At 65.1% G+C, this 25,961-nt stretch carries 18 protein-coding genes; 8 read left to right on the top strand and 10 right to left on the bottom strand.

Features of this window, described 5'->3' with window-relative positions; translation table 11 throughout:
• The first annotated feature begins 31 nt into the window (after window positions 1-31).
• From phnC to phnE, 3 genes are all read left to right on the top strand, one after another.
• Complete coding sequence (gene phnC, locus PHO31112_RS00240) at window positions 32-898, top strand: phosphonate ABC transporter ATP-binding protein (RefSeq protein WP_010804820.1); 867 nt, start codon at window positions 32-34, stop codon at window positions 896-898.
• Between the two features lie 16 nt (window positions 899-914).
• The gene (gene phnD / locus PHO31112_RS00235) at window positions 915-1,883 is read left to right on the top strand and encodes a phosphonate ABC transporter substrate-binding protein (protein WP_150618658.1); all 969 of its coding nucleotides are present in this window, start codon (window positions 915-917) and stop codon (window positions 1,881-1,883) included.
• Between the two features lie 170 nt (window positions 1,884-2,053).
• The gene (gene phnE / locus PHO31112_RS00230; RefSeq protein ID WP_150618657.1) at window positions 2,054-2,860 is read left to right on the top strand and encodes a phosphonate ABC transporter, permease protein PhnE; all 807 of its coding nucleotides are present in this window, start codon (window positions 2,054-2,056) and stop codon (window positions 2,858-2,860) included.
• 239 nt (window positions 2,861-3,099) lie between these two features.
• Here the strand turns inward: phnE and PHO31112_RS00225 are convergent, their stop codons facing one another.
• The 7 genes from PHO31112_RS00225 to phnG all read right to left on the bottom strand — a co-directional run bounded on the left by PHO31112_RS00225 (window position 3,100) and on the right by phnG (window position 9,123).
• Window positions 3,100-4,236 carry an alpha-D-ribose 1-methylphosphonate 5-triphosphate diphosphatase gene (locus tag PHO31112_RS00225; protein WP_150618656.1) on the bottom strand — a complete coding sequence of 379 codons (1,137 nt, stop codon included), beginning with the start codon at window positions 4,234-4,236 and terminating at the stop codon, window positions 3,100-3,102.
• A gap of 16 nt (window positions 4,237-4,252) precedes the next feature.
• The gene (phnL, locus tag PHO31112_RS00220) at window positions 4,253-4,957 is read right to left on the bottom strand and encodes a phosphonate C-P lyase system protein PhnL (RefSeq protein WP_150619218.1); all 705 of its coding nucleotides are present in this window, start codon (window positions 4,955-4,957) and stop codon (window positions 4,253-4,255) included.
• A 95-nt stretch (window positions 4,958-5,052) separates the two neighbouring features.
• Entirely contained in the window at window positions 5,053-5,826 is a 774-nt protein-coding gene (gene phnK / locus PHO31112_RS00215; RefSeq protein WP_150619217.1) for a phosphonate C-P lyase system protein PhnK, read from the bottom strand.
• A 50-nt stretch (window positions 5,827-5,876) separates the two neighbouring features.
• Complete coding sequence (locus PHO31112_RS00210) at window positions 5,877-6,764, bottom strand: alpha-D-ribose 1-methylphosphonate 5-phosphate C-P-lyase PhnJ (RefSeq protein ID WP_150618655.1); 888 nt, start codon at window positions 6,762-6,764, stop codon at window positions 5,877-5,879.
• A complete protein-coding gene (locus PHO31112_RS00205; protein WP_150618654.1) occupies window positions 6,761-8,005 on the bottom strand; it encodes a carbon-phosphorus lyase complex subunit in 1,245 nt (414 codons plus the stop codon). Before PHO31112_RS00205 ends, PHO31112_RS00210 begins: the two co-directional genes overlap by 4 nt.
• The gene (gene phnH, locus PHO31112_RS00200; protein ID WP_150618653.1) at window positions 8,005-8,634 is read right to left on the bottom strand and encodes a phosphonate C-P lyase system protein PhnH; all 630 of its coding nucleotides are present in this window, start codon (window positions 8,632-8,634) and stop codon (window positions 8,005-8,007) included. The genes PHO31112_RS00205 and phnH overlap by 1 nt, the downstream gene beginning before the upstream one ends.
• Before the next feature lie 6 nt (window positions 8,635-8,640).
• The gene (gene phnG, locus PHO31112_RS00195) at window positions 8,641-9,123 is read right to left on the bottom strand and encodes a phosphonate C-P lyase system protein PhnG (RefSeq protein WP_150618652.1); all 483 of its coding nucleotides are present in this window, start codon (window positions 9,121-9,123) and stop codon (window positions 8,641-8,643) included.
• Between the two features lie 94 nt (window positions 9,124-9,217).
• On the opposite strand from phnG, the gene phnF reads away from it, so the two are divergent.
• From phnF to purU, 5 genes are all read left to right on the top strand, one after another.
• Window positions 9,218-9,979: a phosphonate metabolism transcriptional regulator PhnF gene (phnF, locus tag PHO31112_RS00190; RefSeq protein ID WP_150618651.1), complete on the top strand. Its 762-nt coding sequence runs from the start codon at window positions 9,218-9,220 to the stop codon at window positions 9,977-9,979.
• Window positions 9,976-10,725, top strand: coding sequence for a DUF1045 domain-containing protein (locus PHO31112_RS00185; RefSeq protein ID WP_150618650.1), 750 nt, complete (start codon window positions 9,976-9,978; stop codon window positions 10,723-10,725). Before phnF ends, PHO31112_RS00185 begins: the two co-directional genes overlap by 4 nt.
• Complete coding sequence (gene phnN, locus PHO31112_RS00180; RefSeq protein ID WP_150618649.1) at window positions 10,722-11,288, top strand: phosphonate metabolism protein/1,5-bisphosphokinase (PRPP-forming) PhnN; 567 nt, start codon at window positions 10,722-10,724, stop codon at window positions 11,286-11,288. Before PHO31112_RS00185 ends, phnN begins: the two co-directional genes overlap by 4 nt.
• 123 nt (window positions 11,289-11,411) lie before the next feature.
• On the top strand, window positions 11,412-12,263 hold the full coding sequence (locus PHO31112_RS00175; protein ID WP_150618648.1) for an NUDIX hydrolase: 852 nt from the start codon (window positions 11,412-11,414) through the stop codon (window positions 12,261-12,263).
• Between the two features lie 78 nt (window positions 12,264-12,341).
• Window positions 12,342-13,214 carry a formyltetrahydrofolate deformylase gene (gene purU / locus PHO31112_RS00170; RefSeq protein ID WP_150618647.1) on the top strand — a complete coding sequence of 291 codons (873 nt, stop codon included), beginning with the start codon at window positions 12,342-12,344 and terminating at the stop codon, window positions 13,212-13,214.
• 88 nt (window positions 13,215-13,302) lie between these two features.
• Here purU and PHO31112_RS00165 read toward each other — a convergent pair whose 3' ends face one another.
• The 3 genes from PHO31112_RS00165 to PHO31112_RS00155 all read right to left on the bottom strand — a co-directional run bounded on the left by PHO31112_RS00165 (window position 13,303) and on the right by PHO31112_RS00155 (window position 25,658).
• Window positions 13,303-14,673, bottom strand: coding sequence for a DHA2 family efflux MFS transporter permease subunit (locus PHO31112_RS00165; protein WP_150619216.1), 1,371 nt, complete (start codon window positions 14,671-14,673; stop codon window positions 13,303-13,305).
• A 373-nt stretch (window positions 14,674-15,046) separates the two neighbouring features.
• Window positions 15,047-15,493, bottom strand: coding sequence for a DUF488 domain-containing protein (locus PHO31112_RS00160; RefSeq protein ID WP_150618646.1), 447 nt, complete (start codon window positions 15,491-15,493; stop codon window positions 15,047-15,049).
• 178 nt (window positions 15,494-15,671) lie between these two features.
• Window positions 15,672-25,658 carry an autotransporter-associated beta strand repeat-containing protein gene (locus tag PHO31112_RS00155; protein WP_150618645.1) on the bottom strand — a complete coding sequence of 3,329 codons (9,987 nt, stop codon included), beginning with the start codon at window positions 25,656-25,658 and terminating at the stop codon, window positions 15,672-15,674.
• Window positions 25,659-25,961 lie beyond the last annotated feature (303 nt).

Raw genomic sequence — 25,961 nt, 5'->3', positions numbered from 1 at the left:
TCTGACCGGCGATTCGACTGACAGGTGAACCGTGGACGAAGCGATTCGAATCGAGCGACTGACCAAGACTTTCGGAAGCGGGCGCCGTGCCCTCGACGAAGTGGCGCTCAAAGTCATGCCGGGCGAAATGGTTGCGCTCATCGGGGCGTCGGGTTCGGGCAAGTCGACGTTGATGCGTCACATTGCGGGCTTCGTGGCTGCGGATCAGCAGCCGGGCAGCATCGAAATTCTGGGCCGTCCGATTCAGCGCGACGGTCGTATCGTGCGCGAAGTGCGCCAGATTCGCCGCGATATCGGCTTCGTCTTCCAGCAGTTCAATCTGGTGGGTCGCCTGCCGGTCATTACCAATGTGCTGACGGGCCTGCTTGCGCGTGTGCCGGTGTGGCGCAGCCTGATGTTCCGTTTCACTGCTGAAGAGCGTCAGGCGGCGCTCGCGGCGCTGGCCGAAGTGGGCATTGCCGATCTGGCCTTCCAGCGTGCCAGCACGCTCTCGGGTGGCCAGCAACAGCGTGCGGCATTGGCGCGCACGCTTGTGCAGGGCGCGAAGATCATTCTCGCGGACGAACCGATTGCGTCGCTCGATCCGGAGTCTGCCCGCAAGGTGATGGACATGCTCGCGCGCATGAACCGCGATCACAAGCTGACGGTAGTCGTCTCCCTGCATCAGGTGGACGTAGCGATGCGCTACTGCGTGCGCACCGTGGCGTTGCATCAGGGGCGTGTGGTCTACGACGGCCCGTCTGCGGCACTCACGCCAGACCTGCTGCGCCGTCTTTATGGCGTGCAGGCGAGCGAGTTGCTCAACGAAGACGCCGATGCCCCGGAGAACGTGACGGGCACGAAGCCGGCCGATGCCGAAGCGCCATTTCTTACCTCGATGTCCCTAAGTCTGACCTGACCTGGAGCTTGCTCTCATGAAACTGTGGAAAACCCTGCTGGCCGGCGCGGCCATGATCGCCTCGGTGGCGGCAGCGCACGCGCAGGAAATCAATTTCGGCATTATCTCGACCGACTCGAGCGCGGCCCTGCGCCAGCGTTGGCAGCCGCTGATCGACGACATGGAGAAGCAAACGGGCCTGAAGGTGACCCCGTTCTTCGCCACCGACTACGCCGGTGTGATCGAAGGCATGCGCTTCAACAAGGTGCAGCTCGCCTGGATGGGTAACAAGGGCGCGATGGAAGCCGTGGATCGCTCGCAAGGCGAAGTCTTCGCGAAGATCGTGTACGCCGACGGCACGGAGGGTTACTACTCGTTGCTGATCTCGAACAAGTCGAGCCCGTACAAGACGCTCGACGACGTGATCAAGAACGGCAAGAAGATCAACTTCGGCCTGGGCGATCCGACCTCGACGTCGGGCACGCTGGTGCCGGGATACTACGTGTTCGCGAAGAACAACATCGATCCGCGCACGTACTTCAAGACTGCGCGCAGCTCGAACCACGGTGCGAACCTGATGGCCGTGCTCAACAACCAGGTTGACGTGGCGACCAACAACACCGAAGAGCTGAGTAAGCTCGAGGCAACGCAGCCGGAGAAGGCCAAGCAGGTTCATGTGATCTGGAAGTCGCCGCTGATCCCGTCGGACCCGATGCTGTGGCGCAAGGACTTGCCGGATGCCACGAAGAAGAAGATCCGCGACTTCTTCCTGGCCTACGGCAAGGACGCGCACGAGAAGGAAGTGCTGAAGAACATCTACAACTACGGTGGTTTCCGTGCGTCGACCGATGCTCAACTGCTGCCGATCCGCCAGCTTGAACTGTTCAAGCAGAAGGTACAGCTCGAGTCGGATGCCAACATCGACGCTGCCAAGAAGAAGTCGCAACTGGTTGAAATCGACGGCAAGCTTGCCGCGCTCGACCAGGAACTGAACAAAGCGAAGTAAGCGTTTCACCGCACAGAAGTCAGTCATTGATTCAAGCGACGTCACAGGGCAGCACGCGCGTGTTGTTCTGTGACGAATACCTGCGAGCCGGACCCTCGTATCCGCCGTGTCTTCTGCGGTCCGATTATTCTCCGGCCGATGTTATGCCGGTATGACTTGTGGTACTCGACATGAACACCAGCGAATCCCTCATTGCAAATGGCCGCCTGTCGGGCGAGCCGCCCAAGCGTTCGTGGTTGTCCTTGATCGGCTGGGGGGCATTCTTCCTGATCCTGGTGTGGTCGTGGGGCGGCGCCGACATGCGTCCGCTCGATCTGATTCGCGATTCGGGCAACATGAGCCAGTTCGCGCACGATTTCTTCCCGCCCGATTTCCACGACTGGCGTGTATATGTGCACGAGATGCTCGTGACTATTCATATCGCGGTGTGGGGCACGGTGCTCGCGGTTGTGTGTTCGATTCCGATGGGGTTGCTCTCGGCGTCGAACATGGTGCCGGCGTGGGTGTATCAGCCGGTGCGTCGCGTGATGGATTCCTGCCGCGCGATCAACGAAATGGTTTTCGCGATGCTCTTCATCGTCGCGGTGGGTCTGGGCCCATTCGCGGGTGTGCTTGCGCTGTGGGTACATACGACGGGCACGCTCTCGAAGCTGTTTGCCGAAGCGGTTGAAGCGATTGATCCGCGTCCGGTGGAGGGCGTGCGTGCTACGGGAGCGCGAGCCATTGACGAAATCTTGTACGGGGTGCTGCCGCAGGTCATGCCCTTGTGGATTTCGTACACGCTGTACCGTTTCGAGTCGAACGTGCGTTCGGCGTCGGTGGTCGGGATGGTTGGAGCGGGCGGAATCGGCGTGGTGCTGTATGAGGTGATCCGTAGTTTCCAGTATGCGCAGACGTGTGCTGTGATGTTGATAATGATCGTCGTAGTGACGTGCATTGACGTTTTCTCGGCGCGCGTGCGGAAACAGGTGATCTGAAGCCGAACAAGGGCTCAGTCGACAGAAAGCAGAACGCCGATCCCAGGAGATTGGCGTTTTGCGTTTCCGCGGGGGAAAAATGAAGCCGGGAGGGGTGTCGGCGGAAGTACCAAGGGCGTGGAGGGGGATGGACCGGGGCCTCTTTCTGCAGCGAGTTGGGTTTATGTCTGAGAGGCGGAAAGGGGCCCCGGTCCGTCGGGAGGGAGGTGTTGGGGGAGGGGAGTTGGTTCGCTATGGGCTCAGGCGACGCGCTGACCTTCCAGATACGTGGCACGCGGCACTGGCGGCATGCCGGGGCGGATGGCGACGCGTACCATGTCTGCTCGCAAGCCTGGCATGATGCCGCCACGGTCGGTGAGGCCGACTGACTGCGCGGGCGTCCACGACACGGTGCGCATTGCCTTCGAGAGCGACCAGCCGATATCGCTATGGAGTTGGAAGGCGGCTTGCAGCAGGCTAGACGGCACGTAGTCCGACGAGAGGATATCGAGCATGCCTTCGCGTGCGAGATCGGCTGCCGCGACATTGCCCGAGTGCGACCCGCCGCGCACGATGTTGGGTGCGCCCATGATCACGCCAATCGCCTTCTCGCGCGCTGCGCGTGCTGCGGTGAGCGTCGTTGGGAATTCCGAGAGTGCCACACCGTCGCGCACGGCTTCATCCACGTGTTCAATCGACGTGTCGTCGTGACTCGCCAGCGGCAGACCGCGCTCGCGGCTCATTGCCACGATGGTGCGGCGATGCGGCAAGGCGAATGTCTCTTGCTGCGCCTTCAGATCGGTCAGCATCGCCTGCCACGTCTCGTCCGACACCTTGCCGTTGCGCTCGTGATACTGGCGATACTGCACGGGGTCGTGCCACTGGCGCTGCCCCGGCGTGTGATCCATGACCGACACGAGCCGCAGCAGCGGGTGGTCGCTCATTTCGGCGAACGCTTCTGCCGCGTCGCGCGTGGCGACCTCGCAGCGCAGATGCAGGAAGTGATCGGCACGGAACAGACCGGCGGCGGCGGTGTCGAGCAGTGCCTGACCGCACTCGTTCTGCACTTTTCGGCTGCGCAGGCCGAACGCGTCGCGTTCGCCGATCACCAGTGAGTCGAAGACCGTGGTGATGCCGGCGGCGGCGACTTGTGCGTCGTGAATTGCGAACGCGGCGTGCGTGTTCCAGAGCACACCGGGGCGTGGCGCGAGGTGCTTTTCCAGATTGTCGGTATGCAACTCCACCAGACCGGGCAATAGATGATCGCCCTCCCAGTCGATGGCCTCCGGCACCTGCGTCGTGCCTTCTTCCACGGAATGAATGCGGCCTTCGCGCACGTCGACGACCCCGGTGAAGGTGGTTTCGGGCGTGACGATGCGGGCGTTCTTGATAAGCATGACAAACTCCGGTGGATCAATGAGCGGGACGAAGCACGGGGCGCATGGCGAGCGTGCGGGAGGCAACCTCATCGCGGGTCGCTTCGTCGTGGAAAATGCCGACGATCGCGCTGCCGGCGGCACGCGCCTCGCCAATCAGTTGTGCGACCACGGCCCGGTTCTGGGCGTCGAGCGATGCGGTCGGTTCGTCGAGTAGCAGCACTGGCGCGGCGGCAATCAGACCGCGTGCGATATTGATGCGCTGCTGCTCTCCGCCCGAGAACGTCGCTGGGGCGAGCGCCCACAGCCGTTCGGGAATATTCAGACGGGCGAGCAGATCGCGGGCACGGCCTGCGGCGTCGCCGTCGCCATACCCCAGACGGCGCAATGGCTCCGCCACGATGTCGAGCGTGCTCACGCGCGGAATCACGCGCAGGAACTGGCTGACGTAGCCGAGCGTAGTGCGGCGTACCGAGAGCACTTCGCGGGCGGTGGCGGTGCTCAGATCGACCCAGCGCTGCGTGTGACCGTCGTCGTGACGGATCTCGATGCGGCCTTCGCCCACGAGGTAGTTGCCGTAGAGGCAGCGCAGCAGAGTGCTCTTGCCCGCTCCCGATGGGCCAACCAGTGCCACACATTCGCCGTGCCGCACGCACAGATCCACGCCGTCGAGCGCGGGAATCGCCGTGCCGCCCTGAGCGTGTAGCCGGAACGTCTTGTGCAGGCCCTGAGCGCGCAGCATGACGTCGTGCTCGCGCGTGGCGAGGGTAATGGATTCCTGCCGGAGCGCTGCCCCGTTGGGAGACGAGGCAGCCGTGGGAAAATTCGTTCCGGAGTTCATACGGGCAGCACCGAGGAAACCAGCAATTGCGTGTAGGAATGTTGGGGATCGTCGAGTACCTGATCGGTCAGCCCGGCCTCGACCACATGGCCGGCCTGCATCACAATCAGGCGATGCGCGATGAGCCGCGCCACGCCGATATCGTGCGTGACGATGATGGCGGCAAGATGAAGGCGCTCGACGAGCGAGCGCAACAGATCGAGCAAACGCGCCTGCACCGATACATCGAGACCGGCGGTCGGCTCGTCCATGAACACGAGGCGCGGTTCGGTCACGAGATTGCGAGCAATTTGCAGACGTTGCTGCATCCCGCCGGAGAACGCGCCGGGCATTTCGTCGACGCGGGCCGGGTCGAGTTCGACCTGTGCCATCCAGTGGCGGGCCGTGGTGCGGATGTCGCCGAAGTGGCGCGCACCGACGGCCATCAGGCGATCGCCGATGTTGCCGCCCGCCGAGACATTCATGCGCAACCCGTCGCGCGGATTCTGCTCCACGAAGCCCCACTCGGTACGCAGCAGACGACGCTTGTTTGCCTCGTCCAGCGTGCTCAGGTCGTGCAACGTGCCGTCGGTGCCGCGATAGTGCAGCGTGCCGGCGTCGATCTCATGACGCAGCGCCAGCGCGTTGAGCAGCGTCGACTTGCCCGATCCCGATTCGCCTACCACGCAAACCACTTCGCCGGGCCAGAGATCGAACGTCACGTCGGCGCAGCCGATGCGCTCGCCGTAGTGTTTGCCCAAACCCGCCACGCGCAGCAGCGGTTCGTCCATCGGCGGTACGGCGGGCAGGGCCGCATTCGAGAACGCATTCGAGAGCGCGTTCATGCGGCCTCCTTCGTTGCCGTGCGGCTGCCACAGTAGTCGCTGTCCGAGCACACATACATGCGGGTACCCGCATCGTCCGTGATGACTTCGTCGAGGAAGCTGTCCGTCGCGCCGCACAAGGCGCAATGCGCGTCCCACTTCTGGATCTGGAACGGGTGGTCGTCGAAGTCGAGGCTCTCGACCGGCGTGTACGGCGGAATCGCGTACAGACGCCGCTCGCGTCCCGCACCGAAGAGTTGCAGCGCCGGGTTCATATGCAGCTTGGGGTTGTCGAATTTCGGAATCGGGGAGGGCGACGTGAGGTAGCGCCCGTTCACGATGACCGGATAGTCGTAGGTCGTCGCGATGGCGCCGTGCCGCACGATGTCCTCGTACAGACGCACGCGCATGAGGCCGTACTCGCCCAGCGCATGCAGCTTGCGCGACTCGGCGATGCGCGGCTCCAGGCGGAAGAGCGGCTCGGGCATCGGCACCTGATAGACCATGATCTGGCCTTCGTGCAGCGCCGCTTCGGGAATGCGGTGACGAGTCTGGATGACGGTGGCCTCCGACGTTTTCGTCGTCGTGGCCACACCGGCCGTGCGCGCGAAGAAGCGGCGGATGTTCACGGCGTTAGTCGTGTCGTCCGCGCCCTGGTCGATGACCTTGAGCGTGTCGTCGGCGCCGATCACGGCGGCGCTCACCTGAATGCCGCCCGTGCCCCAGCCATAGGGCAGCGGCATCTCGCGGCTGCCGAACGGCACCTGATAGCCCGGAATCGCCACCGCCTTGAGCAGGCTGCGGCGAATCATGCGTTTGGTCTGTTCGTCGAGGAACGCGAAGTTGTAGCCCTCCACGGTTGCGGCACCGGCCGCGGGCGAAAGCGTTTGCGCGGCGTCGCTCATGCGGCCTCCCGAGTGTTCTGAACGGCGGGGCCGGTGTCGTCGCCAGCGTCCTGTGTTCCGTATTTCGCAGTGTGCTCGGCGCGCAGACGGCGCACCAATTCCAGCTCGGCCTGAAAGTCGACGTAATGCGGCAGCTTCAGATGCTGGACGAAGCCGGAGGCTTCGACGTTGTCGCTGTGATAGAGCACGAATTCCTGCTGCTGCGCGGGCGAAGTGACGGCGTCGCCCAGTTCCTGCGTGCGCAGTGCGCGGTCGACCAGCGACATGGCCAGCGCCTTGCGCTCGTTGTGGCCGAACGCGAGACCGTAACCTTGCGTGAACTGCGGCGGCACGTTCTGATTGCCGCCGAACTGCGTGACCATCTGGCACTCGGTGACAGCGATCTCGCCAATGTCGATGGCAAAGCCGAGTTCTTCCGGCACGATCTCCACGGCGACATGCCCGATGCGGATTTCGCCCGCGAATGGATGGTCGTTGCCATAGCCGCGCTGCGTAGAGTAGCCGAGGGCAAGCAGGAAGCCTTCGTCGCCGCGAGCGAGATTCTGCAACCGTGCCGTGCGCGATGCGGGCGTGAATAGCGGAGCGTGCACGAGGTCATGCGGCTCGGGGTCGGTGCCATCGGCACGCAGCGCTTCGAGCAGACCGTCGCGTCCCAGAATGTCGGTCACACGCGGTGTGACGCCGATGGGCGGCACGCCAGGGATGGCGACATCACCCTGTGCGACGGCGCTGCGCGATTCGGCGCGTGCGGTGCCGTGCGCGGCATCGGTATCGGTATCGGCACCAACTTCTCCGGGCAATGGCTCACGGCCGTTGTGCGCATGCGTCTCGTCTTCCGCGAGCAGCGCGAAGTCGAGCAGCCGTTGCGTGTAGTCGTACGTGGCGCCCAGCACCTGACCGCCCGGAACGTCCTTGAACGTGGCGGAGATGCGGCGCGACAAGCGCATCGCGGCGGTGTCGATGGGCGTTGTCGTGCCCAGACGCGGTAGCGTCGTGCGATAGGCACGCAACAGGAATATCGCTTCGACGAGATCGCCCGCCGCCTGTTTGATCGCCAGTGCCGCGAGCGTTTCGTCATACAGCGCGCCCTCGCTCATCACGCGCGCCACGGCCAGACGCATCTGTTCGCGGATTTGCGCAACGCTCAGCGCGGGCACCTCGGGATTGCCGCGTCGCGCCCGGGCGAGCAGATCCCACGATTGTTCGATGGCGCGCTCGCCACCTTTGACTGCGACGTACATCAGCAAACCTCCACATGCGTAGTGCGCGGCAGGCCGAGCACCGTGTCGCCAGCGGCGATCAACAGATCGAGCCCGGCGGGAAAGCGCGGGGCGAGCGCGGCGCGCGCTTGCCAGAAAGCCGTGTCGAGCCCGCCGACCGTCACGTCGGCATGCGAGGCAATGCCGGGGCCGCGCAGCCGCAGATGCAGGCCGCCCGTGCCGGTGTGACCGGCGGCGAGCGCCGGCACATCGACGATCAGCGTGGCGCTGTGTTCGGGCGACTCTGCCGTACCGAACGCGAAACGCTCGAGTGCGGGGCAGCGTGCGGGGTCGGTGAGCAGCGCGAATTGCGCCGTCGCCAGATCCGCTTCGCCACTCAGCAATGGGGCACCCGTGTGAAAGCGCAGCGCGCTCGCCACTTCGGGCAACGGAAATTGCAGCCAGACGGAGGTTGTCGCGTCGGCCAGAGCGAGCAGCGTGGCGCGCGCGGCGATGCTCGTTTCTTTGCTCGGCGCGAGCCGGCTGCCGACACTGCGCAGCCCACCGGGGCGCGCCAGCGCGTCGAGCACCGCGCGGAACACCCCTTGTGCGTCATGAACGGGATCGGCGAAGCCGGGTTGCAACTGCGACCAGTCAGGTATCGATGCCATCAACATTCAGGCCTCCCGGACCATGGTGAAGAACTCGACGCGGCTCGCGGCCGTGTCGGCGTCGTTCCGGGCCGCGGCGGCCGCCAGACGTTCGGCAATCGTGGCGAGCGGGCCGGCGGCGAGTACGTTGCGGTGGCGCGGCATCTGCATGAGCGCATCGACACGCGCCACGCGCGCGGCTCGCTCGGCGTCGCGCCCCAGCACGTAACCGGCGCCGACGACACCGTCGTGCTGACGCAACGTGCAGCGCGTCACGGTCGTTTCGCCGAGGTTGAAGCGATCGCCGCAGCCGCCGACGCGGCCCTGCACCATCACCAGTCCGGTCTGCGGTGCGCGCAGCCAGACGAATTCAGGGGCGTCCGGACAGCGGGCGATGGCGTCGTCAAGCTCGTCGCGCGTGGCGCGGGCGAGCAGCGCAAGCCATTGCGCGCGGGCGGGCGGGGCGGCATCGCCTTCGCCGCACGCAATGTAGGAAGATGTGTTCGGCATGATTGTCTAGTCGTATAGACGTGTGTATGATTACAATAACTTCGGATGAGGTAATGCAAGCGAACCCATTACAACTTTGCCGGGTGTCAATTTGATGACAGCACAACTCGAACGTGGCGGCGGCGTCGCCGTCTGGCGGCAGATTGCGCAGATTCTCGCCACGGAAATCGGTGAGCGCCGCTATGGCGAAGGTCTGCCCGACGACCGTCTGCCGAGCGAGACCGAACTCGCGCAGCGCTTTGGCGTGAACCGTCACACAGTGCGCCGCGCCATTCTCGGGCTCTCGGAGCAGGGACTCGTGAATGTCGAGCACGGTCGCGGCACTTTCGTGCAGGCGGGGGCCATCGGCTACGTGATCGGACGCCGCACGCGCTTTACCGAAAATCTGTCTCAGCACAATCTCAAGACAGCGCAGCAGATTCTCTCGGCGCAGAAGGTGAAGGCCGAGGCCACCGTGGCGCATGCGCTCGAGATTCGCGTGGGTGCGCCGGTGTATCGTGTCGAACTCACGCGCCGCAGTCTCGACGCGCAAGGCATCGAGCTGCCGCTCGCGTACAGCGAGAACTGGTTTCCGGCGGCGCGCTTTCCCGACTTCCCCGAAGTCTTCGCGCAGCACACATCGGTCAGTGCAGCGCTTGCGAGCTTCGGTGTCACGGACTACACGCGGCGCGAGAGCCGAATCGGGGCGCGGCTTCCGGACGGCGAGATCGCACGGCATCTCGGCATCAATCGTCAGCAGCCGGTGTTGAGTGTAGAGAGCACCGACGTCGACGAAGCGGGCAAGCCCGTCAAGTACGGCATCGCTTATTTCCCGGCGGATCGCATGCAACTCGTGGTGCAGGGAGACATGGCATGAGCGGCGCGCCGCAACCGCCGCTCGATTTGTCCGTGGCGCGCTTCGCGATCTACTACGCGCCATCCGCAGGCTCGTGTTGGTGGAACGAAGGCAGTCGGTGGCTGGGACGTGACGCGATCACCGGGCGTCTGCTCAATGCGCCGCAAGTGACTGGCCTGTCACGTCCGCTGCATGACGTGACGGCCGATCCGCGGCGTTATGGATTACACGCGACGCTCAAGGCGCCGATGAGGCTCGCGTCTCAGGACGCGCTTGCGCGTTTATCCGGTATCGCTGCCGCAGTGGCCGCGCGTCACGCACCGTTCGATCTCGCAGTGCGCACCGATGTCGTCGATACCGACAACGGCAAGCGGCCGGGCTTTGTCGCGCTGCGCTCCACCGTCGGGTCAGCGGGCGCGAAGGCGGTCGACGCCCTCGCTGCCGACTGCGTGCAGGCGTTCGACGATCTGCGTGCGCCGCCGACAGACGCCGAATTGGCCAAACGCCACGCGCAACCGTTATCGTCACGTCAACGCGAATTGCTCGCGCAGTGGGGATATCCGTACGTGTTCGACGAATTCCGATTTCATGTGACGCTGTCCGATCGTGTGGACGCGAACGACGCGGCCGCGATTGCCGGCTGGTGGCAACCGCGCGTGCAGGCGCTTGGGGTCATGCGCGTCGACAGTCTGGCGCTCTTCGTGCAACCGTCGCCCGGCGAGCCGTTCCTGCTGCACGAGCGCTTCGTCTTCGGGGAGGGGGCATGAATCACGCACGCCTCTTCTACGTGATGGGACCCTCGGGCGCGGGCAAGGACTCGTTGCTGGCATACGCACGCGAACGGATCGGTGTGGCGTCGCCCGGTGGCACGCCGGTGCTTTTCGCGCATCGCTACATCACGCGGGCGCCATCCGAGGGGGAAAACCACGTCGCGTTGTCGCCCGCCGAATTCGCGGTGCGGCACTCGCTGGGTTGCTTTGCACTCGACTGGACGAGCCACGACTGCCGGTACGGCATCGGCATCGAGATCGATGCCTGGCTGGCGGCCGGGGCGAATGTCGTCATCAACGGGTCGCGCGCGTTTCTGGAGCAAGCGGTCCATCGTTACGGTGAGCGCCTGCATCTGGTGGAAGTCCGCGTCGATCCGGCCGTGCGTGCCCAGCGCCTCGCCAGCCGCGGCCGCGAAACCGGCGACGCCCTCGACAAGCGCGTCGCGCATCAGGTGCAATGGGCCCCCCCCGAAAGCACTCCCCTCACGGTGATTGCCAATGACGGCGCGTTGGCGCAGGCGGGGGATCGTCTCCTTAATTTGCTGACGAAGCCGGGCTGAGCCCTTGGGGCCGGGGCGGGCCGTGACACCGGACACGGGCGGACTCGCCGCCGCTTCTGTAAAATGCCGGTTTTGCCTCGCTTTCGCGTGCTTCCCATGAGGGGCGCGTCAGGTCTTTGACGTATGTCTTTTGCTTGTATTGCGGCGGCGCGCCGCTTCGACGACACGGCGCATCTGCCGCTCGTGATCGGTTCGCAGCGTTATGGATGGATTCGCCGTCGCGACGTCGAATCGCTGCGCCGTTGGCCCGACGTGTTCGAGATCAGTTCGTTGGCGGTCCGTATTCATCCACGTCACGACACGTGCGAAGCGCGCACGCAGGCGCTAGCACCGGTGATCGAGACGCTGGCGGCGCAAGGGCGCATTACCGGCTGGCGAAACGAGCGTTACGCGATCCGTCAACGGCTTTACGACGCACCGCTTGCGTGGATCGAACGCGCGGCCTCCCGCTTCTTCGGCACGCGCACGTTCGCCGTGCATGTGAATGGCTACGTGCCGGCCCGCTTCGTCGGAGAAGCGCCGAAGATGTGGATCGCACGGCGCAGCGTGCTCAAGGCGACCGATCCCGGTTATCTCGACAACGCGGCGGCTGGCGGCATCGGTAACGGCATTGGCGTGGGCGACACGCTCGTCAAGGAATGCTGGGAAGAAGCAGGCATTCCGGCCTATCTGACCAACGAAGCACGGCCGGGCCGCACGCTGCACATCCTCGCTGAGATTCCGGAGGGCGTGCAGTCCGAGCAGATATTCGTCTACGATCTCGCCCTGCCGCGCGGTTTCGCGCCCAAGAATCAGGACGGCGAGGCGAGCGCACACTGGCTGTGCTCTGCCGGCGATGTGCGCGACGTGATCGCGCGCGGCAAGATGACCGTCGACGCGAGCCTCGCGAGCCTGGATTTTCTGCTGCGCGAAGGCGCCGTCCGCGCAAAGGACTGCGCCGGTATCGAAGCGCTGTTCAAGCCGGCCGACGAATAATCCGGCAATCGGCCGCAGGGTCACCGACAAGAATTTCAACACTGCAACGACATTGCAAGCTTTTGCCCAGGAGCAATCATGGCACCGATCGAAAATAGCTACATTCTGAAGTTGTCCTGCCCGGACCGTCCCGGCATCGTCCACACGGTGGCCGGTTTCCTGGTCGAGCGCGGCGGCAATATTCTCGACTCGGCCCAGTTCAACGATCGCTTCACGGGCGGCTTCTTCATGCGCGTGCATTTCCAGCAACTGACGGGGCAGAGCGATCTGGCCACGTTGCAGCGCGACTTCGCCCCGCTCGCCGAGCAGTTCGAGATGCAGTGGGAACTGGTCGACGCCGCGATCAAGCCGCGCGTCATGCTCATGGTCTCGAAGATCGGCCACTGCCTGAACGATCTGCTGTTCCGCTACAAGACTGGCCAGCTGAACATCGAAATCCCCGCGATCGTCTCGAACCACAAGGATTTCTACCAACTGGCGGCGAGCTACAACATTCCGTTCCATCATCTGCCGCTCCTGAATTCGACGCCGGAGTCGAAGGCCGCACAGGAAGCGAAGGTGTATGAGCTGGTGCAGGACAACAATATCGATCTGGTGGTGCTCGCGCGCTATATGCAAGTGCTTTCCAGCGATCTTTGCAAGAAGCTCGCCGGCCGTGCGATCAACATCCATCACTCGTTTCTGCCGAGCTTCAAGGGCGCGAAGCCGTACTATCAGGCGTTCGACCGTGGCGTGAAGCTGATCGGGGCGACGGCGCACTACGTAACGTCCGATCTCGACGAAGGTCCGATCATCGAACAGGAAGTCGAGCGCGTGGACCACACGATGGACCCCGAGCAACTGACCGCCATCGGTCGCGATGTGGAATGCGTGGCGCTTGCGCGTGCCGTGCGCTATCACGCCGAGCACCGTATTCTGCTCAACGGCCATAAGACGGTGATCTTCCGCTAAGCACTGTCGTGCGCCGTAGAAGAGAAAACGCCCGGGACATCATGTCTCGGGCGTTGTCGTTTCTGGCGGCGTATTGTCGGTGGGCACGCTAACTACGCCGCGCCAATTCGCTGCCGGCATCGCGTGCGAGACGCGCAATCGAAATCGTCGAACTCACGGCGACCAGCCCCACGATCAGGAAAGCCCACGGGAAGTCGACGTCGGTCACATGATCGCGGCCGTGCAGCCAGGACGACGTCTGCAACACGGCCGCCCCGATGGTGATGCCCAGCGTAAGCGACACTTGTTGCGCGACGCTGGCCAGACTGGTCGCCTGACTCATGCGATGCGAGGGCACATCGGCGTAGGAGATCGCGTTCAGGCTGGTGAATTGCAACGAGCGGAAACATCCGCCGAACAGCAGCGTGCCAAGGATCACCAGATGCGATGTCTGGTCGGTGAACAGCCCATAGCTTCCAATGGTCGCCGAGGCGATGAGCGCATTGGTCATCAGCACCCGGCGGAAGCCCCAGCGCTGCAAAATGCGCAGCGAGAGCGTCTTCATGAACATCGCGCCCGCCGCCGAAACGAACGTGAGCGCGCCCGACTCCATCGGTGTCATGCCGAAGCCGAGTTGCAGCATCAATGGCAGCAGGAACGGCGTTGCGCCCACCCCGATGCGGAACAGCGTGCCACCCGCGACACCGGCGCGGAACGTCGGAATACGGAAGAGGTCGAGTCGCAACAACGGGTGCGTGAGCCCTTTCGCGTGACGCAGATACGAGGCCAGCAGCGCGATGCCGATAGCGACGAGTCCCAACGCGAGCGGCGTGGGAATCAGATGGCGGCCAATGGTGGACAGACCAAGCATCAGGATCGATAGCCCGAGGCCCGACAGGATGAAGCCCCGGATGTCGAGCGGCGGCACTTCGTCCTCATACAGATCGGGAATGTACTTCGTGGCAAGGATGAAGCCGAGCACGCCGATCGGGATGTTGATGAAGAAGATCCAGCGCCAGTGCCAATACGTCGTGATGAAGCCGCCGAGCGGCGGCCCGAGTACCGGGCCGACCAGCGCGGGGATGGTCAGGTAGTTGAGCGCACGCACCATGTCGCGCCTCTCCACCGACTTGAGCAACGCGAGGCGTCCGACCGGCACCATCATCGCGCCGCCCATGCCTTGCACGAAGCGTGCGATGACCAGTTCCGGCAGATTGGTCGAAATGCCGCAGCAAATCGAACTGAGGACGAACACACCGATGGCGGTGCGAAAGACGTTGCGCGTGCCGAAGCGGTCGGCAATCCAGCCGCTGACCGGAATGAAGACCGCAAGGCTGATGAGGTAGGTGGTGAGTGCGAGCTTGAGCGTGATAGGGCTCTCGCCGAGATCTTTCGCGATCAACGGCAACGAGGTGGATAACACGGTGGAATCCATGTTCTCCATGAACAGCGCGCAGGCAACTATCAGCGGAACGAGCATGAGGCGTGGTGTTGCCGTGGCGGCAGCGGGAATAAGTATTGGAAATTCGAGACGGTGCACGTCATCTCGTGCGTCGTCGGGGACAGCGGATGCAGCGGACGCAGTGGACGATAGGCAGGCTGCGCCGCACACGGCAGACATGGGGGCTGCGCTGTGTGCGTTATAGCAAACTTCGCCGCCGCCCGTCGCGTTCGTGTGCGACGCCAGACGTCATGTGGGTTTCCACGGCATCGGCGTCTTGCGGCTTCGTTTTAAAGGGCGGAATGCCGTGTCGCAGTATGTGTCTGGCGAACTACGCCTCCGGTGCCCCGTTGGCGATGCAGGCGCTCAGGCCTTCGTCGATTCATCGGCTCGCCGTGATGGGCAAACCGGTCTAACGCGATTCGAGGAAGTCCTGCAGCACGCGAAGGTGCGTGTGCGCTTCGTCGTCTTCGAGCTGATGGGCGGCGGTGAGCAACGTGACGCGGCCTTCGGTCAATCGCGTTCGAAGTTCGGCGAGCATGGCGTTGCGCGCGGCATCGAGCGCGGCGAGTTCGTCGAGAAAGCGTTGGCGGAATTCGTCGAACTGCTCGGGGTGCTGGTGAAACCACTGACGCAGCGTTGTGCTCGGCGTGACGTCCTTGGCCCAGAAGTCGATGTGCGCCTTGACCTTGGCGAGACCGCGCGGCCAGAGACGGTCGGCAAGGATGCGCTGTCCGTCGGCGGGATCGGGGGCGTCGTAGACGCGCTTGAAGAGAATCTCGGGGGGCTTGACGCCGCGCTTGCGAGCCGCGCCGGCCTTGGTTGGCGGCGCAGCGTCAGTGGCTTTCGATGACGACATGGGGGACAACCTCCGGGGGTGGGCGCGCAAGCGCGCGACACCCGAGAGCTTACCGGAGGCGATCGGCACAGGCGAGTCTCGCCTTCGACCGGCGACGCCAGATCGCGCCGCCGGCCCATGGCACCTCCTCCCCTGTCTTCGACATGGCGTTGTTTGTGCCGGTAAGTCGGCGCATCCGTCAGAAGCGCCAGTTGAGATTCCCGTAGATCGTGTTGTCGCTGACCTGCCCGCCGAACTGGCCCGAGTAGCTCACGCCCAGCGTCAACGCATCGCCGATAAAGGCGTCGACACCGGCGCTGACGACAGCCGCGTCGCGTGCGATGGGAAGGCCGCCCACCGTGAAGGCTGCCGAGGTGCCGGAGAACGCGAACCGCATGTCGGGCGTGTTCGCGCCGTAAGCGTGACGCCAGCCTGCCGACACCCGCAGGCGTCCCCATGCCATCGCGCCGGTACCGAAGGCCATCTCGCCACGCAAGCCGGCTGTCGAGAAGGTGATGCCTTGCGATTGTTCGTCGGCGTGAAGTGCGGCGATGCTGTCCGTTTCGTCGAATGCATCGGTGCGCACACGCGCGTACGCCACGTTGGCGAACGGCTCGAAACTCGCGGGGCCAGCGTCCAATCGCCATGCGGCTTCACCGAAGACTTGCCATACCGCGGCGTTGTAGCTCGCCCGTGCCGTTTGCGCGATGGGGCCGATGGCCACGCTACGCTGCGACGTGATTTGCTGCCATCCGTAGGCACCGCCAATCGTGGCGCCGAGGCGTCCGAAGCGACGGTTCAGGTAGGCGCCGATCTGCGCATCGTTGCTGTTCCCGGAGGCACCCGGTCTGGTGTTGAACGTGCTGTGACCGAGGCCGCCGAAGCCGCCTGCACGCCATGTGCCGGCGAGTGGGGCGTCGACACCGGCCAGCACACTCATGCCGCGGCGGTGCAATGTCGATGCGCCTGATCCGCCGTGCGCCACCGGTTTGCCGCGCATCTGACCATTGTTGCCATAGACCGACGCCCAGGCTTGTGTTGCGCGTGACCGCGTGCGGCAATCACTACTGCGGTCGGCCCGCGCTGGCCTGCTGGACGAGCGCTCGTCAGCGGACGACGAAGGCTCGCACTCCTGCGAAAGAGCAAGGCTCTCCCGCAGCCGCTGCGAGACGGCATCGCGCGCCATTTGGCTTTGGCTGAGCAACATCGACGTAATCGATGCGTGCAGACTGCCGTCGAGACTCTCGAAGGCTGCGGGTGCCGACGCGGCGCTCAGACCGAGCGCGGCCTGATAGAGCGCGCTGCCTGCGTCGAGTGCGGAGACCGCTTCCGCGACCGCCCGCTGATTCGGCGTGACTGCGCCAGCGGGAAACGGCGTACCGTTGGGTGCGAACGTCAGCAATGCAGATGTCGGCGTATAGCTGACTTGCGGCGTGAGGTAGAGCAGATTGGTCGACGTCGACGCAAATTGCCCGGAGACGCCGCCGGGTGCCGAGACGATCACGGCGTCCGAGGCGTCGGCGGGTTGCGTGCCCGGCGCCGCGTTGACGACAAGATTGCTGCCGCCGATCGATGCACTGCCGCTCGCTTTCACCTGACTGGGTGCGGTGCCGGGGGCGACACTCACTTGCAGCGTCGAACCCGGCGCAAGCGTGAGATTGCCATTGACGCTCAGCGTCGTGCCGGGGGAGGCGACAACGATCTGGCTGCCGCTACTTGCCGTCAGCGGCCCGGTTTGCGCGCCTGCGCCGGTGCTGGCGGTTAACCGCCGCATATACGCGCCTGCGCTTCTGCTGCGGGGCAACGGCGCGGTATCCACACCCGGCGATGCCGGGGCAGGGGTCGTGAGCGTGGCGCCCGCTTGCACCGTCACCGGCGAGTTCGGAAGACTGCCGATGCTGAGTGTGCCGCCCGCCACGGTCGTCGGTCCGGTGAGCGGGTTTTGCCCGCCGAGCGTGAGTGTGCCGGGTCCGGTTTTGGTCAGGCCACCGCTACCAGAGACACTGCCGGGGAAAGCGCCTGCCGAGACCGTGACCGATCCACCATTGATGGCGACGCTGCCTTGCGCCGTGCCACTCAACGACGGCAATGCGACGTTGACACCCTGTGTCGCCACCGTACCTTGCGAGACGGTGAGCCCGCCAGTGCCAAGGCCGGTCGGCGAGGTGACGCTGACACTCCCCCCGGTGACGGCCGTACCGCCCGAATAGCTGTTGTTGCCACTTAGCGTGACTCCCTGCGGGTTGTTCAGGGAAAGGCCGCCGGTACCTGAAACGTTGCCGCTGAGGGTGAGGGGCGAAGCGCCGGAAACACTGAGCGGCGCGCCGTTGTTTAGCGTCACACTGTTACCGATTGCGACTGGCGCGTTGGCCGGCGCATTCGCGGCGAGCGCACCGTTCCCGTTCACCGTAAGGCCACCCGAACCGAGCGCCGCGCTGTTGCCAAGCGATAGCGTCCCGGCGTTCAGCGTCGTGCCGCCGGTGAACGTATTCGGTGCGCTGAGAGAAAGCGTTCCCGTCCCGTTCTTGAACAATCTGCCCACACCCGACAATGTGCCGCCGAACGAGTGATTCCCGTTGCCGCCGGTGATCAACCCGCCATTGCCGAGCACAAGCTGTGTGCCCGTGTCCGCTTCGAGCGAGGCGAATGCCAGTGGTGCAGCAGATGCGGAGGCATCGAACGTCGACCCGGCATTGCGCAACGCCAGACCCGTGCTGCTGCTGACTTGTCCGGATGCGCCGAGTGCCAACGTGCCGCCGGTTACCGACGTCGCGCCGGTGTAGGTATTGGTGCCGCCGAGCGTGACCGTGGCGTTGCCTTGTTTGGTGATGCCCCCTGTGCCGTTAATGACGCCATCGAACGTGCTGTTCGTCGAGCCGCCACCGAGCGTGAGTGATTGCGCGCCGAGCGACACTGCGGAGCCGGTGGCACCGTCAATGCCTGCGATAACGGCGGGTGCTGTGGCGTGCGTGATATCCAGCGCCGTCCCGGCAGCGAGCGTGATGTTGTTGGCACCGGAAAGTGTGCCGCCCGAGCCGAGCGCGACCGTGCCGCTTACCACGTGAATGGCACCGGTGAAGGTGTTTTGTCCCGTCAGGGTTTGCGTGCCCGCGCCGGTCTTGACGATGCCGCCAGCGCCCGCGATGGACGCAGCCAGTGCCAGGTTGCTGCCGTTGCCGAACGTCAGCGTATTGCCGCCGAGGTTTACGTGACCAGCGGTGCCCGCCAACGTTCCAAGCGTCTGACTTCCCGCCGCGGCGATATCGAACGTTGCGTTGGCCCCCGTCACGACGACATTCGCGTTGTTCGCAAGCCGCCCTGTAGCACCGAGTGCGAGTGTGCCATCGGCGATGGTGGTCGTGCCCGTGAACTGTTGTTGCCCGATGAGCGTTTGCGTTCCGCTGCCTTGCTTGACGATGCCGCCCGCGCCCGTGATCGTGCCGCTCACGGTGTGGCTCGACGCGTTACCGAATGTCAGCGTGTTATTGCCCAGCATGACACTCGTGCCTGCCTGTGCCGTGAGGGCGCCGATAGCGCGGTTGCCATTCGCGCCGGAAATGTCCAGCGTCGCCCCCGGGTTCTGCAATGTGACGGCGCCCGATGCCGACAACGTACCGGCGCCGCCCAACGCGAGCGCGCCCGCCTGCACGACCGTCCCCCCGGTGAACGTATTCGCGCCCGTCATCGTCTCGGTCCCCGTGCCGACTTTCACGAGGGTGCCGGTGCCCAATATCCCGCCACTGTAGATTTCGTCGAGACCGTTCGCGCCGACTTCAAGCGTGTTGCTTCCCATGTTGACGGCGCCGCCGCCCATGAGCGCGCCGAACGTCTGCGTGCCATTGCCCGCCGACAGGTCGAACATCGCGCCCGTTGCCACGTTGACGACGCCTGCCGCGTTGAGGCTCGCGCCAGCGCCGAGCGCCAGAGTGCCGGTGTTGACGTGGGTCGCACCGGTGTATGTGTTCTGACCATTGAGGGTCAGCGTTGCCGCGCCGTTCTTCGTGAGGCCCCCCACGCCGCTGATCGCGCCATTGAGCGTGAGATCGTTCGAGCCAACGACGTTGAGATTGCCTGCGAGCGTGATCTGATTACCCAGCGTGCTGGTTTGTGCCGCGTCGAGCGACGTGCCGTCGGCGAAGCGCACGCCACCCGTCCCCAAGGCGGTGTTGCTGCTCACCGCGACGCCGCCGGCCCGAACGTCCACCCCGCCACTGAAGTCGTTGTTGCCCGCGAGCGTTTGCATACCGTTGCCGAGCTTGACGAGGCTGCCGCCGGCACCATGAATGTCGGACGCTAATGTGTTGCCCGCCGCGTCGGCGAGTGTCAGTGCCGTGTTGCCGAGGTTGATGCTGCTGCCGGCGACACCCGCCATTGACGCGACGGTTTGGTTCGGCCCCGTCGAGATGTCGAGCACACCCGTCGCGCCGTCGAGGGTGAGCGCGTTGCCGCCCAACTGCGTGCCATTGCGTAGCGCCAGCGTTCCGGCGTCGATGCGGACGTTCCCGGTCAGTGCCGCGCCGCCATCGAGCGTTTGCGTGCCACTGCCCTGCTTGATGAGGCCGCCGGTGCCGTTCAGCGTGCCGGTGAAGGTTCCATTTCCTGCGCTGCCGAGCGTGAGCGCCTGCGTGCCCGTGTTGACCGCACTGCCGGCGGCCCCCGTCAGCGATCCGATGACGGGGGCCGTGGCGGCGCTCACATCGAACGTTGCGCCGGACGCGAGCGTCACGTCGTTCGCGCTCGATAACGTGCCGCCTGCGCCCAGCGCGAGCGTGCCGCTGTTCACGCCCACGTGACCTGTGAACGTGTTGACGCCACCGAGCGTCAACCGCCCACTGCCGTCCATGATGAGTGCACCTGTGCCTGAAATGGCGCTCGCCAACGTGGCGTTGTCGTTGTTGCCCACACGCAAGGTACGGCCGCCCCCGAGGACGACACCGCCGCCGGTGCCCGACAGATGACCGATGGATTGATTGCCCGCCGCGCTGACATCGAACACGGCATTGGCCCCCGTCAATGCCACGACCGCACCGGTTCCCAAGTTGCCCGTCGTGCCGATGGCGAGTGTGCCATCGGCAATCGTCGTGGTTCCGGTGTACTGCTGGGCGCCGAGCAGCGTCGTTATCCCGCTGCCGCGTTTGACGATGCCGCCGCTGCCACCGATGATCGCCGCGACGGTATGGCTCGTCGCGTCGCCGAAGGTCAGCGTGTTGTTGCCAAGCTGGATTTGGGTCGCGGCATCGGCAGAGAGTGCGCCGACTGCTCTCGATCCGTTCGCACCGGAAATATCGAACGTCGAACCGGCATTGTTCAGCGTGAGCGCACCATTCGGGGCGAGGGTGCCTGCGCCGCCCAATGCCAGGGTGCCCACCCGCACGACCGTGCCGCCCGTATAGGTGCTTTGTCCGGTGAGCGTTTCCGTGCCGGTTCCGATCTTGACGACCGACCCTGAACCCGTGAGGTTGCCGCTGAAGGTATCGCTGCCGGTGCCACCGATTTCGGTCACGAGGGCACCGATGTTGACGGTTCCCGCGCCATCGATGCCACCGATGACCTGCGTTCCGTTGCCTGCCGACAGATCGAGCGTTGCGCCGCTGGCAATGTTGATCGTGCCCGAGGCGTTGAGCGACGCCCCGGCGCCCAGCGCCAGCGTGCCCGCGTTGACGATGGTCGCTCCGGTGTAGGTGCTGCTGCCACCCAGCGTCAGCGTTGCTGCGCCGCGCTTGGTCAGCCCGCCGGCACCGGACAATACGCCGTTAAGCGTCAGGTCGTGACCGCCAAGCACCGTCAACGTCCCCGACAAACCGACGTTGTTGCCAAGCGTGACCGCCTGCGTGCTGTCGAGGCTCGTGTTGCCGCCGAGTGTGAGCGCACCCGTGCCGAAAGCGTGATCGTTACCTGCGACGAGGCCGCCTGCGCTCACGGTCACGCCACCGGTGAAATCGCTCGCGCCCAGAAAGGTCTGTACGCCGGTGCCCGTCTTGACGAGCGCACCCGCCCCGTGAATCGCGCCGCCAAACGACGCGTCGCTATTCCCGCCGAATGTCAGCGTTTGCGAGCCGAGCGATACGGTGCTGCCGGTCACGCCATTCAGCGCACCAATTACCGAGGTACCGCCCTGGCTGATGTCGAACGCGCTGTTCGCGCTGCTCAGCGTCAAGGCGTTCGCCCCTTGAAGCGATGTGCCACTGCCTAGTGCCAGCGTGCCGTTGGCGATGCCGATCCCTCCGGAAAAGGTCTGCGTCGTCGAAAGCGTTTGGCGCCCCGCGCCCTGCTTGACGATGCCCCCGGTTCCGGTCAATGTCGCGGCCAATGTCTGATCGCTCGCATCGCCAAAGGTCAGTGTGTTGGCGCCCAGGGCGAGCGTGCCGCCCGTGCCCGAGAGTGCGCCGATCGTTTGTGCGCCCGACGCGCCGCTAATGTCGAACGTTGCCGTAGGGCCGGTAAGTACGACGGCACCTTGAGTGGCAAGCGAGCCTCCGGCACCGAGTGCGAGCACGCCGTCGCTGATCGTCGTGCCGCCCGTCCATCCGCCTGCACCGTTCAGTGTCAATGTCGCCGCACCGGCCTTTTGCAATGCGCCGTTGCCCGAGACGCCGCCCGTCAACGTCAGATCGCGACTGCCGAGGAAGTCTGACGTGCCGTTCAGCGTGATGTTGTTGCCGAGGGTGAGCGTCTGCGTGGTATCGAGCGTTGTCCCATTGCTCATCGTGAGCACGCCCGTCCCGATGGCATTGGCGTTGCCTAACTGAAGCCCGCCGGCGGTGACGTTGACTCCGCCTGTGAAGTCGCTGGCGCCGGCCAGCGTCCCCACACCGCTGCCTTGTTTGACCAGTGCCCCGGTGCCGTGAATGCTGCCGTTGAATGTCTCACCCGTGTTGTCGCCGAAGGTCAGCGTGTTCGAACCGAGAAAAACCTGTGCGGCGCCGCCGCTTAACGAACCGATGGTCTGATTGCCTGCCGCGCTGATGTCCAGTGCCGTTGTGTTGTCGCCCAGTGTGACCGCATTCTGCGACGACAAACTGCCGCCCGCCCCTATGGCGAGGGTGCCGCCGCCGATCACAATTCTCCCGGTGAACGTTTGCGGTGCCGTAATCGTCTGCGTGCCCGTACCGAACTTGGCGATGCTCCCGCCACTGCCGGTCAGCGTGCCCGCGAAGGTTCGATTGCTGCTGTCGCCAAAGGAGAGCGTGTTGCCGCCGAGATTGATCGTGCTGCCTGCCGCCCCTGACAAGGCGCTGATGGTCTGGTTTTCGCCGTTGCTGATATCGAGTGCGGCACCGCCCGCAATGCTGACGCGGTTGGCCGAGAGGGTACCGGTGCCGCTCAGGGCCAGCGTGCCGCCGACGATGTTGATTTGGCCCGTGAATGCGTTCTGTCCGGTCAGCGTTTGCGTGCCCGCGCCGGTTTTGACGATACCGCCCGTTCCCCCGATGCTGCCTGCGAAGGTCTCGCTGGCCGCATCGCCGAGCGTGAGCGTGGTGCTGCCCAGCGTCACCTGACTATTGGACGTACCGATCAGCGAGCCGATGCTCGCGGAACCCGCGCCACCGATATCGAACGTGGCGCCATCGGCAACGGTCAGCACGTTGCTGCCGGTGAGCGTGTTGTTGCCCTGTAGCGCGAGCCGGCCGGCCGCGACATCGATGCCGCCAGTGAAGGTTTGCGCTCCCGAAAGCAGTAGCGAGCCTGTGCCCTGTTTGACGATGCCGCCTGCCCCCGAGATCGTGCCGCCGAACGTCGAGTTTCCGGCGTCGCCGACGGTTAGCGTCTGATTGCCGATCAACACCGTCGATCCGTTCACCCCGGAGAGCGCGCCGAACGTCATGCCGGTGGCCGTGGAGAGATCGAGCGTGGCGCCGTTGCCCGTGAGGGCAAGCGGCGTGGCGTTGGCAAACGCACTGCCCTGAAGCACGAGCGTGCCTGCCCGGACATTGATACCGCCTCCGGCGGTATTGGTGCCGGTCAGCGTCATCGAGCCGGTGCCTTGCTTCACGATGCCGCCGCCACTGCCGGTGAAGATCCCGGCGAACGTCTGGCTGGTGGCATCGCCGAAGGTCAGCGTGTTGTTGCCCAGTGCGATGGATGTGTTGGCAATGCCGGTCAACGCGCCGATGGTTTGCGCGGACGCCTGACTGATGTCGAACGTGGTGCCCCCGCCGAGCAGCGATACGGCGCCGGTGCTGGCAAGCGAACCGCCAGCACCGAGTGCGATGCCGCCAGCGTTGATCGTAGTGCCGCCGGTGAAGGTATTCGCCCCCGAGAGCGTTTGCGTGTCGCCGTTCGTCTTGACGATGCCGCCCGTGCCGCTGATCGTGCCGGCGAATGCGCCGCCTGCGCTGTTGCCCAGGGTGAGGTTGTGGCTGCCCAGATGGACTTGTGTGTTCGCGACGCCCGACAGCTCGGTGATTGTCCGGTCGCCGTCCGCGTTCGACATATCGAAGATCGCCCCAGCCCCCGAGAGCGTGAGCGGCGAGCCTCCGATCCGCAACGTGCCGGCGCCCGACAGCGCCAGTGTTCCCACCGTAACGTTGATACCCCCACTGAACGTATTGGCGCCGGAGAGCGTGACTGTCTGCGCGCCTTGTTTGGTGACGCTGCCGCCGCCGGTGATTTGCCCCGACAGGGTGAGTGGTGCGCTACCGCCGAGTGTCAAAGTGCTGCCACCGCCAATCGCGATCCGGTTCGCGAGCGTGACGGGGGTGCTGGCATCCAGCACACCGGCTGTGCCCGACACTTGCACCGTGCCGCCACCGAGCGCCGTGTTGCTGCCGGCGATCAGCGTGCCGCTGGCCAGCGAGGTGCCGCCGGAATAGGTGTTGTGTCCCGAGAGCGTCAGGCTGCCGGTGCCTGTCAGCGACATGCTGCCGCTACCGGTGACCGCGTTGCTGAGGACGAGCGGATTCGCGCCGGAGATTGTCAGGCCATTGGTCCCGAGCATGACGGGAAGCGCGATGCTCAGCCCGGTGCTCGCGGCCTGTATGGCACCGCCGTTGACGGTGAGCGAACCCGTGCCGAAGCTGCCGGGGTCGTCGAAGATGCTGAGGCCGCCGTCAAGCGTTGTCGAGGTGACGGCCAATGGGCCGTGGAGCGTCCACGTGCCGCCACTGACCGTGGCTTGCGAGAAGTTCAGATAGCTCGCCCCGTTGATTGCGCCGGTGCCGGTCGTCGAGGCGTTGTTCGCCGAGTTGCGCAGCACCAGCGAATTGGTGCCGCCCGCGCCTGCGTCGATCACCCCCGTGGCCGCAAATGCGAGATCGAAACCGGCGACGCTCAGGGCGCCGAGGCCTGTGCTGCCGCCATCGTCGACCGTCGAGCCGGTGACTGCCGTGAACGTGTTCGTGCTGTTTGCGCCGAGCGAGACGCTGCCACTAAGCGAACCCTCGTTGGTGAAAGTGTTGCCGGCGCTTGGTGTTCCGTTCGCCTGAAACGCGATGCGTCCCAGCACGGTGCCCGTGTTGCTGAAGTCCACGCCCCCGCCTCCGTAAGCCGCGGCTATGGGGGCACTGCCGGTGCCAGTGAGCGAGATGCCGAGCAGCGGTGTGGCGCCGAGGGTGCCGCTGTTGTTGATGGTGGTGGTGCCCCCGGTGGCGTTCTGCACCGTCAACGCGAGGCCGGAGAGGTCCGGCAGGCTCGCGCCGAGAAGGCCCACTGTGCCACGCATGATCGCGTCGTTTGTCACCGTTTGCGTACTGCCACCCGCATTGGCATTGCCGATGACGGCGCCACTCGCAAGGATGCCGATGCCGCCGAGCAGGGAGGGGTCGATGGTGCCGCCATTCACCAGCGTCACGTTGTTGCCTGTCAGAGACATCGCCGTGCCGCCAAGGCCGAGCAATACCCCCACGCCTGCGCTGCTGTTGACGTTCACTTGAAGGTTATCCGCAGCATTCGCGTACGACGGGGCCAGCGGATTGGCGGCACCGCTGCACGTCACCGCGCTGCCCGCTGCCGTGCAGACCGCCCACACCGTCCCGGGTGCCGCGGCCGCGAGCAGAGCGATGCATGCAAGGCAAACGCGGCTGAGCGAAAGCGCGAGCGGGAGCGGGAGCGATGACGAGCGTTTGCCGCTGCGCGCGCGGCGCACGCGCGATGCCGGTGCGCCCGCACTTTGACTGGCAGTCTCCGGCGCAGGGACGACGTCAACGCGGCAATGCCGCCATACCAACCGATAGAGGTGCTTGTTCATCGTGCTCGGGTTCTCAAATGACGTGCAGAGCGGGAAGGCGGCGCGCGAGACGAGCGCGTGCCTATGACAGCCGACATTCGGGGGGAGGCGACGACAGCGGCCGACAAACGGTCAATGCGTGTAGCGAACCGTTTAATGTCTTGCCGGATGAAGCGCTAATGCGCGGGCGATGTGCGGGACATTCTAGGAAGCGCGATGGGAAGGTGCCCGTTGCGCGCCGGTGGCACGCGCGGGCAAAGACCGGGCAGCGAAGCGGGAATTGGCTGGGGAATCAAGGCCGTGCGATGACGCGGCGATGCCATT

This window comes from Pandoraea horticolens (genome assembly GCF_902459555.1).
Lineage (GTDB): Bacteria > Pseudomonadota > Gammaproteobacteria > Burkholderiales > Burkholderiaceae > Pandoraea > Pandoraea horticolens.
The sequence above is the reverse complement of the archived record's forward strand: the minus strand, read 5'-3'. Positions and strand labels throughout refer to the sequence as shown.